The organism is Glaciihabitans sp. GrIS 2.15, assembly GCF_035984695.1.
GTDB lineage: Bacteria > Actinomycetota > Actinomycetes > Actinomycetales > Microbacteriaceae > Lacisediminihabitans.
The window spans coordinates 142,257-157,976 of sequence record NZ_JAXCHU010000002.1 but is presented as its reverse complement, the minus strand read 5'-3'; the positions used below and the strand labels follow the sequence as shown (position 1 = coordinate 157,976).

Annotated in this window: 17 protein-coding genes; 15 read left to right on the top strand and 2 right to left on the bottom strand. The window is 65.4% G+C overall.

Translation table 11 applies throughout. The features are described 5' to 3' along the window. Window positions 1–12: 12 nt before the first annotated feature. The 6 genes from RCH11_RS03120 (at window position 13) to RCH11_RS03095 (ending at window position 7,354) form a co-directional block, all read left to right on the top strand. The gene (locus tag RCH11_RS03120) at window positions 13–2,025 is read left to right on the top strand and encodes a prolyl oligopeptidase family serine peptidase (RefSeq protein ID WP_327055536.1); all 2,013 of its coding nucleotides are present in this window, start codon (window positions 13–15) and stop codon (window positions 2,023–2,025) included. A gap of 122 nt (window positions 2,026–2,147) precedes the next feature. Continuing rightward, window positions 2,148–2,504, top strand: coding sequence for a YraN family protein (locus RCH11_RS03115; RefSeq protein WP_327055535.1), 357 nt, complete (start codon window positions 2,148–2,150; stop codon window positions 2,502–2,504). After that, entirely contained in the window at window positions 2,504–4,033 is a 1,530-nt protein-coding gene (locus tag RCH11_RS03110; RefSeq protein WP_327055534.1) for a YifB family Mg chelatase-like AAA ATPase, read from the top strand. The genes RCH11_RS03115 and RCH11_RS03110 overlap by 1 nt, the downstream gene beginning before the upstream one ends. Beyond that, window positions 4,030–5,280, top strand: a complete 1,251-nt coding sequence (dprA, locus tag RCH11_RS03105) for a DNA-processing protein DprA (protein WP_327055533.1) — start codon at window positions 4,030–4,032, stop codon at window positions 5,278–5,280. Before RCH11_RS03110 ends, dprA begins: the two co-directional genes overlap by 4 nt. A gap of 53 nt (window positions 5,281–5,333) precedes the next feature. Beyond that, entirely contained in the window at window positions 5,334–6,293 is a 960-nt protein-coding gene (locus RCH11_RS03100; RefSeq protein ID WP_327055532.1) for a metallophosphoesterase, read from the top strand. Between the two features lie 158 nt (window positions 6,294–6,451). Further along, window positions 6,452–7,354 carry a tyrosine recombinase XerC gene (locus RCH11_RS03095; protein WP_327055531.1) on the top strand — a complete coding sequence of 301 codons (903 nt, stop codon included), beginning with the start codon at window positions 6,452–6,454 and terminating at the stop codon, window positions 7,352–7,354. 169 nt (window positions 7,355–7,523) lie between these two features. Here RCH11_RS03095 and RCH11_RS03090 read toward each other — a convergent pair whose 3' ends face one another. Together RCH11_RS03090 and RCH11_RS03085 are read right to left on the bottom strand one after the other, a co-directional pair. Then, window positions 7,524–7,883, bottom strand: coding sequence for a hypothetical protein (locus tag RCH11_RS03090; protein ID WP_327055530.1), 360 nt, complete (start codon window positions 7,881–7,883; stop codon window positions 7,524–7,526). Window positions 7,884–7,913: 30 nt separating this feature from the next. Continuing rightward, window positions 7,914–8,459 (bottom strand): M23 family metallopeptidase, encoded by a 546-nt coding sequence (locus RCH11_RS03085; protein ID WP_327055529.1) that lies wholly within the window; start codon window positions 8,457–8,459, stop codon window positions 7,914–7,916. Window positions 8,460–8,781: 322 nt separating this feature from the next. Between RCH11_RS03085 and rpsB the strand changes: the two genes are divergently transcribed. From rpsB to RCH11_RS03040, 9 genes are all read left to right on the top strand, one after another. Further along, window positions 8,782–9,897, top strand: coding sequence for a 30S ribosomal protein S2 (gene rpsB / locus RCH11_RS03080; RefSeq protein WP_327055528.1), 1,116 nt, complete (start codon window positions 8,782–8,784; stop codon window positions 9,895–9,897). 13 nt (window positions 9,898–9,910) lie between these two features. Further along, on the top strand, window positions 9,911–10,738 hold the full coding sequence (gene tsf / locus RCH11_RS03075; protein ID WP_327055527.1) for a translation elongation factor Ts: 828 nt from the start codon (window positions 9,911–9,913) through the stop codon (window positions 10,736–10,738). 278 nt (window positions 10,739–11,016) lie between these two features. Next, the gene (gene pyrH, locus RCH11_RS03070; RefSeq protein WP_327055526.1) at window positions 11,017–11,730 is read left to right on the top strand and encodes a UMP kinase; all 714 of its coding nucleotides are present in this window, start codon (window positions 11,017–11,019) and stop codon (window positions 11,728–11,730) included. A gap of 69 nt (window positions 11,731–11,799) precedes the next feature. Continuing rightward, window positions 11,800–12,354: a ribosome recycling factor gene (gene frr, locus RCH11_RS03065; RefSeq protein WP_327055525.1), complete on the top strand. Its 555-nt coding sequence runs from the start codon at window positions 11,800–11,802 to the stop codon at window positions 12,352–12,354. Continuing rightward, window positions 12,355–13,335 (top strand): phosphatidate cytidylyltransferase, encoded by a 981-nt coding sequence (locus RCH11_RS03060; protein ID WP_327055524.1) that lies wholly within the window; start codon window positions 12,355–12,357, stop codon window positions 13,333–13,335. 35 nt (window positions 13,336–13,370) lie between these two features. Beyond that, window positions 13,371–13,922, top strand: coding sequence for a DivIVA domain-containing protein (locus RCH11_RS03055; protein ID WP_327055523.1), 552 nt, complete (start codon window positions 13,371–13,373; stop codon window positions 13,920–13,922). A gap of 46 nt (window positions 13,923–13,968) precedes the next feature. Next, window positions 13,969–14,610, top strand: a complete 642-nt coding sequence (locus RCH11_RS03050; protein ID WP_327055522.1) for a transglycosylase SLT domain-containing protein — start codon at window positions 13,969–13,971, stop codon at window positions 14,608–14,610. Between the two features lie 68 nt (window positions 14,611–14,678). Next, window positions 14,679–14,987 carry a hypothetical protein gene (locus RCH11_RS03045; RefSeq protein WP_327055521.1) on the top strand — a complete coding sequence of 103 codons (309 nt, stop codon included), beginning with the start codon at window positions 14,679–14,681 and terminating at the stop codon, window positions 14,985–14,987. A gap of 5 nt (window positions 14,988–14,992) precedes the next feature. Further along, on the top strand, window positions 14,993–15,715 hold the full coding sequence (locus RCH11_RS03040) for an alpha/beta hydrolase (RefSeq protein ID WP_327055804.1): 723 nt from the start codon (window positions 14,993–14,995) through the stop codon (window positions 15,713–15,715). Window positions 15,716–15,720: the final 5 nt, after the last annotated feature.

Below are 15,720 nucleotides of genomic sequence, written 5' to 3'. Positions count from 1 at the left end.
TAGGCTTACCCGATGACCGACGAGAACCTCTGGCTGGAAGAGATCCACGGGGAGGCTCCCCTCGAGTGGGCGGCCGAGCAGTCCGCAGCAACGCTCGCCCGGTTCGCTTCTCCCGCATTCGACGCACTGTCGGGCCGGCTTCTCGAGGTGATCGACTCCGACGATCGCATCCCGATCGTGAGCCGGCGCGGCGCCCACTATTACAATTTCTGGCGGGACCGCGAGCATCCGCGTGGCCTCTGGCGACGCACCACGCTGGAGAGCTACCGCTCGGCCGACACCGACTGGGAGCTGCTGCTCGACGTCGATGAACTCGGGCGACGCGAGGGTGCCGAGTGGGTGTTCTCCGGGGCGACGCTGCTGCCGCGTGACTACACGGGGGCGCTCGTTGCGCTCTCCCCCGACGGCGGCGACGCGGTGACCGTTCGCGAGTTCGACCTGCCAACCCGCAGCTTCGTGCCGAACGGGTTCATCGTGCCGACCGCCAAGAGCGAATATTCGTGGATCGACCGCGACACCATCTACCTCGGAACCGATTTTGGGCCGGGCAGCATGACCCAGTCGAGCTATCCACGTACGGTTCGTCGCCTTCGCCGGGGGCAGCCGCTCTCGGATGCGACACTCGTGCACGAGGTCGCTTCCGGTGATCTCGCGGTGGCCGGCGTCCACCATCACACTCCGGGCTTCGAGCGCGATCTCATCGTGGAACACCTCGATTTCTATCGCAGTCGCACCTTCCTCGTGGTCGACGGGGAGCTCGTGCCGCTGGAGGTTCCGGATGACGCGGACCTCTCCCTTCGCCGCGAGTGGCTGCTCGTGCATCCACGGTCCGACTGGGTTATTGGCGGAGTGGTGCACCCCACGGGGGCATTGATCGCGATGAGGCTCGACGCCTTCCTTGCCGACGACCGTGATTTCGACGTGTTGTTCGTGCCTGATGCGCACACGGCGCTCGAGGAGTGGGACTTCACCGACAGCCACCTCATCCTCACACTGCTCGTGGACGTCGCCTCCACCCTTGTCGTGCTTGATCCCTCCAACGGATGGTCGCGGTCATCACTCGCTGGCCTTCCGGCCCTCAGCACGGTGCGAGTGATCGACACCGATCCGGACGAGTCCGACGAGTTCTGGGTGCACGCGACCGGGTTTACCGCTCCATCCACGGTGCTGCGGGGCGTTCTCGGATCCGTTGAGCCGGAGGTGATCCGCTCGTCCCCGGCGTTCTTCGACGCCGAGGGGATCGACGTGCAGCAGCACTGGGCGGTATCGGATGATGGCACGCGCGTGCCCTACTTCCAGGTCGCCGCCGGCGACCTGGCGCTCGACGGCTCGCATCCGACCCTGCTGTCCGGCTATGGCGGATTCCAGGCATCCCGCCTGCCGGAATACAGCGGAATCGTCGGCCGCGCGTGGCTCGACCGGGGCGGAGTCTTCGTGCTCGCGAACATCCGCGGTGGGGGAGAATTCGGCCCAGGCTGGCACACCTCCGCACTCAAGCAGAACCGTCCGCGCGCCTACGAGGACTTCGCTGCGATCGCCCGGGATCTCGTCGCCCGCGGCGTCACCACGGCCGCGCGGCTTACGTGCGAGGGCCGAAGCAACGGCGGGCTGCTCGTTGGCAACATGCTGACGACCTACCCTGAGCTCTTCGGAGCGGTGGTCTGCGGCGTGCCACTGCTCGATATGAAGCGCTACACCCACCTCTCGGCCGGCGCCTCCTGGATCGCCGAATATGGAGATCCGGATGTCGCGGAGGAGTGGGAGTACATCCGCACCTTCTCGCCATACCAGCTGCTGAAAGACGATACGGACTACCCTCCGGTGTTGTTCTACGCTGCCACGAGCGACGACCGGGTCGGCCCGGTGCAGGCGCGCAAGATGGCGGCGCGGATGCAGGCAATGGGGATCGACAACGTGCTGTACTACGAGAACTCCGACGGTGGACACGGCGGCGCGGTCGACAATTCGCACACCGCACGCTTGCAGGCCCTCATCTACGAGTTCCTCTGGAAAAGCCTGGCCTGACCGGTGGAAAGTGGGACCTGCCCCTCCCACACATTCGGCCCAGACCCTCGGTCATGCACATTTAGGCAACGGGTAGCTCGCAGCCGGCTTACCCCGCGGCATCCTCTTTCTCGGAGGTAGCCATGGCTGCGAAAGACCTGTTGGGCCGGCGAGGGGAAGACCTCGCCGCGACCTTCCTCACCACGGCCGGTTACCTCGTCGTCGATCGCAACTGGCGCTGCAGCCAGGGGGAGATCGATATCGTCGCGGTGGATGGCGCTGATACCGTGTTCGTCGAGGTCAAGACCCGGTCGAGCGTGGCTTTCGGACATCCGTTCGAGGCCATCACCCCGCAGAAGCTCGCGCGGGTCAGGCGCCTCGCTGCCGCGTGGTGCGCGGTGAACCCCGGTGATCACCGCAGCATCCGCATCGATGCGATCTCGGTGATTGCGCCCTCGGATGGACCTCCGCAGATCGACCATCTAACCCGGGTGTTCTGATGGCGATCGCGCACACCACCGCCGTCGCCCTGCTCGGGCTCACCGGCACTCTCGTAGACGTCGAGGCAGATATCTCGAGCAACCTCCCCTCTTTTGTGCTCATCGGGCTCCCGGATGCCGCGCTCAACGAGGCTCGGGATCGCGTACGGGCCGCCGCGACGAACTCCGGATGCCCCCTGCCGAATCGCAAACTCACCGTGAATCTCTCCCCGGCCGCGCTACCCAAACACGGGTCCGGTTTCGACCTCGCCATCGCGATGGCGGTGCTCGCGGCGGCGGGCGTCATTTCCCTCGACTCGGTCGCGCGGGTGGTGCACCTCGGCGAGCTTGGCCTCGACGGGCGGCTGCGCCCGATCGCGGGCATCCTGCCGGCGGTGCTCGCGGCCTCACGGGCGGGAGCCGCGATCGTGATGGTACCGGCCGGAAACGCGGGGGAGGCGAGCCTCGTTCCCGGCATCCGCGTCGTTGCGGTCAGCTCCCTCCGGGATGCAGCGATCTGGCACGGTGGCGAACTCGAACCGATCGCGGTCGATGCGATCGAGCTGCCGCGGGTCGAGAATCCGGTCGATGATGGGCTCGATCTCTCAGACATCGTGGGCAACGAGGATGCCATCGAGGCACTCACCGTCGCGGCGGCGGGCGGGCACCACGTCTTCCTGCTCGGCCCTCCGGGCGCCGGCAAGACGATGCTCGCTGCCCGACTCCCCGGGCTTCTCCCCGATCTCGGGGCCGAGGATGCGCTGGAGGTGAGCTCGATCCGCTCACTGTCGGGCCTCCCGGTCGGTGCGAGTCTCGCGGTACGCCCGCCGCTCGAATCTCCCCATCACACCGCCACGGCGGCATCGCTCGTTGGCGGTGGCAGCGGGGTCATTCGTCCGGGCGCCGCAGCGCGCGCCTCGCACGGCGTGTTGTTCCTCGATGAGGCTCCCGAGTTTCAACCGGCAGCGCTCGACGCACTGCGCCAGCCGCTCGAGGCCGGGGTGGTCAGCATCCATCGGGCGAACGCCGTTGCGCATTTCCCCGCGCGTTTTCAGCTCATCATGGCCGCTAATCCGTGTCCGTGTGGGCAGTACGGCGCGACCGACTCCGATTGCGTCTGCACACCTCATTTGCGCCGCAAGTACCTCGCTCGGTTGTCCGGACCGCTGATGGATCGCATTGACATCCAGCTGCGGGTCAGTCGGGTCACGGCCGTTCGCCTGAGGCTCGGCGACGAATACCCCAGTATCACCTCCGCTGCGGCCCGCCAGCGTGTGACGGATGCCCGTCAAACCAGCGCCGAACGCCTCTCGGAGACCCCGTGGCGACTCAATTCTGAGGTGCCGGGCGCCTGGCTTCGCGGCAAAGACCGACGACTGTCACCCTCGACGACGGCGTCGATCGACCGCGCCCTGGAACGCGGCGGGCTCACGATGCGCGGGTACGACAGGGTGTTGCGGTTGGGCTGGTCGATCGCGGATCTCGCGGGCGCAGCGACTCCAACCGCAGACCATATCGGTCGCGCCCTCTACCTGAGGAGGGCGCTGTGACCACAACCATTCAGAAGGGAACCACCATGAGCATGTTCGGACTGGACGGCGCCGAGATCACCGGGCTGGTGCGCACAGTCGCGCCGGATCCGGATTCCGGAAGTGTCCAAGAGGTATTCGCCCGTGCGAGCTGGACCGGTATCGCCGAACCCGGAGACCGTGCCGCTGGCGAGCTCGTTGCGGCTCTCGGTGCGGCCGGCGCGCTGACCGTGCTCGTGGATTCCTGGCCGGTGAAGCGAATCGCGGATGCGGCATCCGCGGGAGGCTCGGATCTTTCGGCAGCAGATATCGAGTCAGCGCTCGCTCGCTGGAGTCCGCGGCTCAAGTCGGGGGTCGCGCTCGTCGCTCTTCGACAAGCCGTTCGCTTCGCTGTTCGTCTGCTGGTACCGGGGGATCCGGCCTGGCCCGTGGGCGTCGACGACCTCGGTGCCCATGCGCCCATTGCGCTCTGGCTGCGCGGAAACGAGTCGACGCTCGCGGCAGCGCAGCACTCGATCGCGTTGGTGGGAGCCCGAGCGGCGACCGGATATGGCGAACACGTGACGATGGAAGCATCCGCGGGGCTGGTCGATCGTGGCTTCGCGATCATCTCGGGTGCGGCGTATGGCATCGACGGAATGGCACACCGCGCGGCGTTGGCCAGTTCGGGGCAGACCGTGGCCATTCTCGCTGGCGGAGTCGACCGGTTCTACCCGAGCGGCCACGATGCGCTGCTGGTTCGCATCGTCGAGTCCGGCGCGGTCATCTCCGAGCTTCCGTGTGGTTCCCCGCCGACAAAATGGAGATTTCTGCAGCGGAACCGACTCATCGCTGCGGCGAGCCAGGCCACCATCGTGCTCGAGGCGGGCTGGCGATCCGGCTCACTGAACACCGCGGGCCACGCCGCGTCGCTCGGACGACCCATCGGGGCGATGCCGGGACCGGTCACCTCGGCCGCATCGGCGGGCTGCCACCGTCTCATCCGCGAGTTCGCGGCTACCCTCGTCACCTCTGCAGCGGACATGGCCGAACTCGTGCCCGGTACAGAAGTCGCCGGCATCCCCGATCCAGCGGCGAGCCTCCCGTGCTCGACCTCGGCCCGTGTTCGCCTCATCGATGCGCTCAGCCCACGGTCTCCGCGCTCGGTTGACGACCTCGCCGCGCGATCGGGAATGTCGATCGCCGAAGTGCAGGCCGAACTCGGGTCACTGCAGATCGACGGCGGGGCGTCGGAGAGGGAGCGAGGATGGATTTTGCTCAGCCTGTAATCGCCGCCGCAGTTGCCCTACAGCGAAAGGGACCACCGCCCTAAGGTGGGGCTGTGACCCAGTTCGGACAATACGCTGCTCCCAGCCATGTGATCGCCCACCTCAGCGACACGCATTTCCTCGCTGCGGATGCGCGCGGCGACCCACGAGCGCTCTACGGGTCCATCGACACCCATCGCAACCTGCGCCGGGCGTTGGAGCAGTTGGAGCGCTCCGAAACGAATCCGGCAGCCATCGTCTTTACCGGTGATCTCGCGGACCTCGGCGAACACGACGCGTATCGTAGCCTCCGTCAGATCGTGGAGCCTGCTGCGGACCGGATGGGCTCCACTGTGATCTGGGTGATGGGCAATCACGACGAGCGGCTGCGTTTCGCCACTGATCTCTATGACGAACCCCCCGGAACGGATGCCTCGCCGCGACCGCAAGACCGCGTGCACGACATCGGTGGGCTCCGTATCATCGCGTTCGACAGCACCGTGCCCGGTTATCACCACGGTGACATCACTCCGCAGCAGCTCGACTGGCTCGCGAACGAACTCGACACCCCGGCCATTCACGGCACGCTGCTGGCACTTCACCACCCGCCGATTCCGACCCCAATCGACCTGATGGCGCTGCTGGAGCTGCGGGGCCAGGCGCGGCTGGCCGAGGTGATCCGGGGAACCGATGTGCGGGGTATCCTCGCCGGCCACCTGCACTACGCCACGCATAGCTCCTTCGCAGGAGTTCCCGTCTCGGTCGCCGCGGCGACCTGCTACACGATGGATCTCAGCGCGCCGGACCGCTCCCTGTCAGGGATCGATGGAGGCCAATCGTTCAATCTCATTCAGGTCTACGAGAATCAGGTCGTGCACTCGGTGGTTCCAATGGGGGATTACCCGGTGGTGAGCGGATTCAGCGCCGACTTTGTGGAGAAGATGGCCGCGTTGAGCCCGCAACAACGGCTCGAAATCTTCTCGAACAAGGCCTCGACCATCACGGCTGCGGATGTCGAGGGTGGCCGCACCTGACCTATGCACGCGGCGCCTCCCTTCCTCCCTTTGGCCATGCGGCCGTGAGTGACACGCGCGCCCGAATATTCGGGCGCGCGTGTCACTTACGGCCGCATTTCACATACTCGCGAGCGAGGCACGCCTCCGATGGCGCCGCCGTGCACCACGATGGAACCGTGCAACTGGAACGCGCTGTCGACGACTTCGCGGTGTATCTCGCCGCCGAGCGCGGCTTCAGCGCGAACACGGTGCGGTCATATCGCTCGGATCTGGGCCAACTCAGCTCTTTCGCTCACTCGCGCGGGATCGATGATGCCGATCGCGTCTCCCTCGAACTCCTTCGTGACTGGCTCTGGCAGGGCTCCAAGGCGGGATTGTCGCGGTCCACTCTCGCGCGTCGCTCTGCAGCGGTGCGCGGCCTCACTTCGTGGCTCGCGAAGACGGAGCAGGTTACCGCCGACGCGGCATCGCGGCTCAAATCCCCGCGCGCCGACCACCATCTACCCCGCGTTCTCACCGCTCTGCAGATGGACATCTTGCTCGCGGGCCTCGCCGCACGCGCCGCGTCCGATGCTCCGGAAGCCATTCGCGACCTCGCGGTGATCGAATTGCTCTACGCATCGGCGCTGCGGGTGAGCGAGGTGACTGGGCTGGATGTCGCGAGCGTTGACCTCGGGCGCCTCACGGTACGTGTCACCGGTAAGGGATCCAAGGAACGTGTCGTGCCGTTCGGGGTCCCCGCAAAACGCGCCATCGAGCGCTATCTCGCTGTCGCCCGCCGTGGCCTGCTCGGGGATCCGACGGAAGCCCTGTTTCTCTCTGGTCGCGGGGTACGGCTGGGCACCCGCGCGGTCTACACCCTCGTGTCGACGCTTCTCTCCACCATCCCGGGCAGCGGCCCGTCCGGACCGCACGCGCTGCGGCATACGGCCGCAACGCATCTGCTCGACGGCGGCGCCGACCTGCGCGCGGTGCAGGAACTGCTCGGCCACGCCAGCCTCGGCACGACCCAGATCTATACCCACGTCTCGGCAGAACGGCTCAAAGAGAGCTACCGCTCCGCTCACCCGCGCGCCTGAGGAGCCCACCACCCCCGCGTGCTCGAGGAGCCCGCGCACCCCCGCGCCTCAGGAGCCCACCTCGCGCTCAAAGAACCACCCCGCACTGGGGGGAACTGCGCGCACTCAAGAAGCCAACCTGCCGCCTGACGACCGACCCCGGTATATAGATGCCGGTGATCACAGCGAGTCAGCTGTCGACGACCCCAACGAAGAACCCGCCGATCTCGTCGAACTCCTGACGGGCGAGGCCCGCGGCCGGTTCGGGCAGATCCCAGATGTTGTGGTCGGAGCAGCTGAGGTAGGTGAACTCCGGCCACCACTTCTTCGGGCGCACCGACTCGCTGTGACCGCAGATGTCGCAACTCAGCGTCACCCAGACGGGCCGCCCCCCTGAGCGGCGATTCGCGCGGGACTGCAGGAGCCAAGGAGGCGGATCCTTCTCGAGCGCTGCGAGGGCCTCTTCCGAAACCCAGCCCGGAATGTCGTGGCGCTGTGCCATGTCGAGCGGGATGTCGAGGCGCTTGGCGGCATCGCGTCGGCTGATCATTGTTCCAACGATAGTCACCGTTCGAGTGCGTCATGGCGGGAGCGGTAAGGACCGGGTCGGCAGAAGCACCGAGGGCGGGATTCCGCCGAGGTAGTTGAGTGGCGACACGTACTGTCCGTAGAGCCGCACGCCGAAATGAAGGCAGATAGATGAGCAATGGCCCGGGAGCAAGTGACCGACGTTGTCACCGCGCCGCACGGTTGTGCCCTGTGCCAGGTCGGATTCGACGGGTTCGTAGCTTGAGACCAGGCCATCCGCATGCGCGATGGACAGCACAGGCCGGTCCACCACCACCCCGGCGAAGTAGACGACGCCATCCGCTGGTGCCGTGACTACAGCCTCATCGGTCGAGGAAATGTCGATGCCCCGGTGTCCCGCGCCGTAGGCGCTTTCCGGGGCAATAAATGGACGCTCGATCGGATGGGGAACGGGTACCGGCCAGGCCCAGCTGGCGGTTGTCCCCGCCGCGGCGGGCGTTACCGTCGGCACGGGGGAGACCGATGCCGACAGGAGCACACTCAGGATCACCAGGCGACTAAGCCGGGTCGGCCGGGCGGCCGCGAACGAGGACAACACGTGCATAGTCTCCGTCGACGTGGGGCCGGAGGTCCGCGTCATCCGCGAAGCTGGGAAGAAATCAACGCTCGGGGTTGTGGGGAGGATGAGAGCGAACGAACCTCGCCCGGTGGTACTATCACTACAGCATCCCGCTTATGGCGAGGTGACTACGCGTGCTCACGGCATCTTTGGATGCGACACACCTCCACCAGTCTCCACCCATTCCGATGGGTCGGGCGGACGTGTGTCGGGCACCAGGATTGGCCGTCGACCGGTGGCCAGAAAAAACTGAAACAGCGCCTGCGGAGAGTATCTGCGTGCGCAGAAAAGGAGACGGCTCATGGCCGTTGTCACCATTCGCCAGCTGCTCGACAGCGGCGTCCACTTCGGACACCAGACGCGCCGCTGGAACCCGAAGATGAAGCGATTTATTCTGACCGAGCGTTCGGGAAGCCACATCATCGACCTCCAGCAGTCGCTTCAGTACATCGACAAGACCTACGACTACGTCAAGGAGACCGTCGCGCACGGGGGAACCATCCTGTTCGTCGGTACCAAGAAGCAGGCCCAGGGCTCGATCCAGGAGCAGGCGCAGCGTGTCGGCCAGCCGTTCGTCAACCAGCGTTGGCTCGGTGGCCTTCTCACCAACTTCCAGACGGTCTCCAAGCGTCTCGCTCGCATGAAGGAACTCGAGGAGATCGACTTCGACGACACCACGCGTGGCTATACCAAGAAAGAACTGCTCATCCAGCGCCGCGAGCTCATCAAACTGCAGCGCTCGCTCGGTGGGATTCGCAACCTCACGAAGACCCCGTCCGCGATCTGGATCGTCGATACCAAAAAGGAGCACCTCGCGATCGACGAGGCGCACAAGCTCGGTATCCCGGTCATCGCGATCCTCGACACCAACTGCGACCCCGACGAGGTCCAATACCCGATCCCCGGCAACGATGACGCGATCCGTTCCGTCGGCCTCCTCACCCGCATCATCGCGGATGCCGCAGCCGAGGGCCTGATCCAGCGCCACCAGAAGGCCGAAGAGGGCACGGGCAACGTCTCGGCCGTCGAGCCGCTCGCCGAGTGGGAAGCAGAGCTCCTCGGAGCATCCGAGACCCCCTCCACCGAGGCCGAGAAGATCGAGGCCGTCGACGGTCTTGTCACGTCCACCGGTTCGAACACCGAGGCTGTTGCCGCGGTCATCGCCTCCGAGGTGCCGGTCGAGGAGAACGACGCGGACGCCATCGTCGCAAAGCACGAGGGAGCCGCTGACGCCACCATCCTGCCTGAGCACCACGTTGTCTCCGACGCGGATGCCGAGGCCAAGATCGAGGCCGAAGCCACCACTGCCGAGAAGTCACATCCTGCTGACTCCAAGCCTGCTGCTACTAAGCCTGCTGCTGCCAAGCCCGCCGACGCCAAGCCCGCTGCAGCAAAGCCTGCTGCCGCCAAGAAGTAAGGAACGTTTCTCCATGGCCGATTTCAGCCTTGAAGACCTCAAGACCCTTCGCGAGCGCCTCGGCACCGGGATGGTCGAAACCAAAAATGCTCTCGTCGAGGCTGGCGGTGACCTCGACAAGGCCACCGAGCTTCTGCGCCTGAAGGGTGCGAAGGGAAATGCCAAGCGCGCCGACCGTTCCACCAGTGAGGGACTCGTCGCCGCGAAGGAGAACGGCTCGACCACGACGCTCATCGAGCTGTCGTGTGAGACCGACTTCGTCGCAAAAGGCGAGAAGTTCGTGACCCTCGGCGACACCGTTCTCGACGCGATCGTCGCCGCCGCAGCATCCACTCCGGAAGAGGGCCTCGCGGCCCCGACCGGCTCGGCGACCGTCGCCGATTTGATCAGCAACGAGGCGGCCATTCTTGGCGAGAAAATTGTCTTGCGCCGCGTGGCCGTCATCTCGGGTGAGAAGTTCGCCGTGTACCTGCACAAAACCAACAAGGACCTGCCGCCCCAGGTAGGAGTGGTCGTCGGATACTCGGGAGACGACGCGGAGACCGCTCGCAGCATTGCGCAGCACATCTCGTTTGCCGATCCGCTGTATCTGAGCCGCGATGAGGTGCCGACGGAGCAGGTCGAGTCCGAGCGTCGCATCGTCGAGGAGATTAGCCGCGGCGAGGGTAAGCCGGAGGCCGCGCTTCCCAAGATCATCGAGGGTCGAGTCAACGGGTTCTTCAAGCAGGTTGTGCTCCCGGAGCAGGACTACGCGCGCGACAACAAGCAGTCCGTCGCGACAGTGCTGAAAAATGCCGGCCTCACCGTGAAGGGGTTCGCCCGTTTCAAGGTCGGCGCCTAGCCACCACTCTCCGTCGAGAAGCCCGGATCGCGCACGCGGTCCGGGCTTCTCTGCGCCCTCGGCCGCTGCGTGTCCCGTCCTCCCTCGCATCGACTTGGTAGTTGTTGCGACTTGGAAGGGTGCACAAGTCGCAACAACTACCAAGTCGATGCCGTGGGCAAGCGCGTGCGCTTGGGCGAGGGGCGGGTGCGGGGAGCGGATGCGCATAGCCCGGTTGCACGAATAGCCCGTGACCGGGCATCCGGTAGCCTGAAGGAGGCCACGACGAAGGAGCAGACATGACGAGCGCGCGCAAGAGACGGGTTCTGCTGAAACTCTCCGGCGAATCATTCGGCGGTGGCTCCCTTGGGGTCAATCCCGACATAGTGAGCTCGCTCGCTAAGGAGATCGCGGCGGCGGCGACGGATGTCGAGGTCGCCATCGTGGTGGGCGGCGGCAACTTCTTCCGCGGCGCCGAACTCAGTCAGCGCGGGATGGACCGTGGGCGAGCGGACTATATGGGGATGCTCGGCACGGTCATGAACGCCCTCGCGCTGCAGGACTTCCTTGAACAGGCCGGCGCCGAGACCCGGGTGCAGTCTGCCATCTCAATGACCCAGGTCGCCGAGCCGTACATCCCTCGTCGCGCGGAGCGGCATTTAGAGAAGGGCCGGGTGGTCATCTTCGGTGCCGGAGCGGGACTTCCCTACTTTTCCACCGACACCGTCGCGGCACAGCGCGCCCTCGAGATCAACGCGGATGTCGTGCTGCTGGCCAAGAACGGCGTAGACGGCGTGTACGACGCTGATCCCCGTACCAACCGCGACGCGAAGAAGCTCGAGCACGTGACGTACCAGGAGGCACTGGTGAAGGGGCTCAAAGTCGTGGACTCCACTGCGTTCAGCCTCTGCATGGACAACCGGATGCCCATGGTCGTGTTCGGGATGGAGCCGCACGGGAACGTAACGGCGGCGATCCGGGGCGATCGCATTGGCACGCTGGTCTCCAATTAGCCTGGTCTCCAACGAAGGCGTGTCCAACTAAACTCAATCCAGTCCCATCCCCCTCGAAGGAGACCGTTCGTGATTTCCGATGTCCTGGCCGAAGCCAAAGAGAAGATGCACAAGTCCGTCGAAGCCGCAAAAGATGACTTCAGCAACGTGCGTACCGGCCGTGCCAACCCCGCGCTGTTCCAGAAGATCCTGGTGGACTACTACGGCACGCCAACTCCGCTTGGCCAGCTCGCGGGAATGAATAACCCCGAAGCGCGAACGCTGTTGATAACGCCCTACGACAAGGGTTCGCTGAAAGACATCGAGCGGGCGATCGCGACCGCACCGAACCTCGGGGCCAATGTCGGCAACGATGGCACGATCATCCGCGTCACACTTCCGGAGCTTACCGAGGAGCGTCGCCGCGAGTTCGTGAAGATCGTGCGCGCCAAGGGTGAGGATTCCAAGGTGTCGATTCGTAATATCCGACGCAAGGCGAAGGACGACCTCGACGGGCTGAAGACCGAAGTCGGTGACGACGAAGTGGCTCGTGGCGAGAAGGAACTCGAATCGCTGACGAAGGCGCACATCGACGCGATCGATGACGCCCTGAAGAAGAAGGAAGCCGAGCTTCTCGAGGTTTGAATGACTGAGCCAAGCGAACGAGCCCCCGTAAAGAAGAGCCGCGGTCGCGCGAAACGCGAAGAAATCGAAGCGCGCGCCCACGTGCTCGAAGAAGAGTTCAGAGCGCAGGTTGCGGCGACCCGTGCCCAGATCGACGCGACCACGGTGAAAATCGAGGCGCGTACCGGGCGAAACTTGCCGCTGGCCATCCTCATCGGTGTGGGGCTCGGCGCGCTGCTTATCGGCAGCCTCATCTTCAACAAGTCGTTGTTCATGATCTTCACGGGCGCGCTCATCGGGTTCACGACGTTCGAGCTCGCCAGCGCGCTTCGTTTCGCCGGACGCGATGTGCCGCGCTGGCCGAGCGTGATCGCCGGCCTTGCCTCGGTGCCCGCGGCGTTCTACCTTGGCGGCCAAGGACGGTGGCTCGTCGTGCTTGGCGGGATCGTATTCGTGGCCCTCTGGCGGCTGGCCGAGAGCCTCGGTAAGAATCACAGGGCCAATGCTCAGGACCTGTGGAAGGATGTCGCCGCCGGCACCTTCATCCAGGTCTACGTGCCTTTCCTTGGCAGTTTCGCGGTGCTTCTCGCGGCCAAGGACGGCGGAGAGTGGTGGGCTCTCGCCTTTCTTCTCGTCGTAATCTCGGTGGACATCGGCGCTTATGCTTCTGGGCTCTCTTTCGGCAAGCATCCGATGGCCCCTCGCATCAGCCCCAAGAAAACCTGGGAGGGCTTTGCCGGGTCTGTCGTGACCGCTCTGGTCGCCGGGGTGCTCGTCTCCCTCTTCATGCTGCAGGAACCGTGGTGGTTTGGGCTCATTTTTGGCGCGGTGATGGTCTTCACGGGAACAATCGGGGACCTTACCGAGTCGCTCATCAAGCGCGATCTCGGCATCAAGGACATCAGCACCTGGCTGCCCGGGCACGGCGGGTTTCTTGACCGGCTCGACTCGATCCTGCCGAGTGCGGCGGCGGCCTATGTTCTCTTCGTGATCTTCAGGTGAACGGTATTAGCTGACGCGTAGGGCACAATGGTCGCGTGAGTACAACCTTCCCCCGCATCCGCAAGTCTCGGCGCGGCTATAGCGTCGACCAGGTCGAGGACTTCCTCGAAGAAGCCCGTCGCGCCTATTCCGCGGGGTCGAACGAGCCCGCTGTGGTGAACGCGACGAATATCCGCCGGATGGCTTTCTCGCTGCAGAAGGGCGGCTATTCCCCCGCCCACGTGGATGCGGCTCTCGAGCGCCTGGAAGATGCATTCGCCGGTCGAGAACGGGAACGCGCCATCCAACTGAGCGGGGACGAGGCCTGGTACACCGAGGCACGCAGCATCGCTCGTGACATCCTTGAGCGTCTGTCGCGACCCGTCGGTCACCGCTTCGACCGAGTCGGTTCCCTCAGTAACGGCTATCACCGCGCAGACGTGGATGCCTTCGCATCGCGCCTCACGAACTACTTCCAGGACGGCCGGCCGATGAGTGTTGACGAGGTGCGCACGGTGGCCTTCCGACCGAAGAAAGGCGGGTATCGGGAGGCGCAGGTCGATCTGCTTCTTGATGCGGTCATCACGGTGATGCTTGCGGTCCGCTGACCGCGAATGGGTTTTTCGTCGCCACTTCGGCTAGGCTCTTTGTCCTATGGGTAGGCGAGCGCAGAATCTCTCGCCCCAGGTCGCATCACGCGGAGCCGGGGTTGCCGCTCGAGGGCAGCACCTGCGGGCACGTCGCCTCCTTCCAGTCCTCTCCTTCCTCGCGGCAGCAGGTCTTGTGCTCGTGCTGACCATTGCTCCCAACCAGGTGCAAAATTCGTTCGCCGACGCCCGGGCCGCAGAGCGCAAAGTACAGACTCTGGCCATCGCTGGGGTGACAACTGAGGCAGTTGTGCGCGACAACTACAAGGTGACCGAGAAGAAGAAGGATCCCGTAGTCGTTGCGAGCGTTGTGCGAAGCGCGGGTGCCCCGGCTGTCGGCACACCGGATCCGGGTTCAGCGCAGGCGATCGGTCACGACATGGTGATCGCTCGCGGCTGGGGCGAGGACCAGTTCGCCTGCCTCGTCGCTCTCTTCAATCGCGAGTCGCACTGGAACGTGTACGCGGCCAACCCCAGTGGAGCGTACGGCATCCCGCAGGCCCTCCCTGGATCCAAGATGGCATCAGCTGGCGCCGATTGGGCGACCAACCCCGCCACGCAGATCACCTGGGGGCTTAACTACATTTCTGGGCGTTACGGCACCCCCTGCGACGCCTGGGGGCACAGCCAGTCCGCGGGCTGGTACTGAGGCCAGGTCCTCCTGATCGGCAGAGAGGCCGAGGTGACCGAGCCTCTGGCACTCGTTAGGGTAGAAGCATGCCCCGCTCGAACCGCCCTCGTGGACCTCGTACCGGGGCAGGCGGGGCTGGCGACGATGAGGAATACGACATCTCGCGTGCCCTGCTAGGCAGCTTGCGCACCGAGACCCGCCGCGACGGGCTCTGGAATGTTCAGTCGATTTCGGCGTCATCCGCACGCAAGATCTACACCTGCCCGGGCTGCGGCCTCGAGATCACGCCACGGACGCCACATATCGTGGCGTGGCGGGCCGATGGGTTGATGGGCGAGGCGGAGGCCCTCGCGGCCCGCCGCCATTGGCACCCTCACTGCTGGAAGATCACGTGACCGGCATCGAGATACGGGGTGGGGTCGAGTTGCCCGCCCTACGGGAGGACGTGGAGTTGCACACCTCCGACGGGCTCACCCTCGTGGGTGAGCTCGCACTGCCGCTCGACCGGGACCCGGTCGCGACGATCGTTGCACTGCATCCGCTGCCCACCGCCGGTGGCTTCATGGACTCCCACATCATCCGCAAGATGGCTGGCCGGTTGCCAGCCCTCGCCGGTCTCGCGGTGCTGCGCTTCAATTTCCGAGGCGTATCCTCGCCGCGGGGTATCTCGGGCGGTTCGTTCGGCGAAGGCCTCGACGAGCGGCATGATCTCGCCGCCGCAATGGACCTGGTGGCGACGCGCAAACTCCCTCGACCGTGGTTGCTCGGCTGGTCTTTCGGTACCGAGGTCGTTCTCAAGTACGGTCTTGAGCATCCGATCGTCGGCGCGATCCTGCTCTCGCCGCCGCTTCATCGCGCGACGGATGCCGAGATCGGCGCTTGGGCGGGCAGTGGAAAGCGCTTGGTCGCGGTGATCCCCGAACTTGACGACTATCTGCGCCCAACGGAAGCTAGGCAGCGCTTCGCCGTGGTGCCCGACATCGACCTCGTCGTCGTCGACGGAGGAAAACACCTGTGGGTGGGGGAGTCCCAGACGCGCCGCGTGCTCACTGAGGTGGTGCAGCGGCTCAACCCGGCGGCGCTCCCCCTCCCCACGTCCTGGCCGATGGCGCCGCGGGGATAGACCGG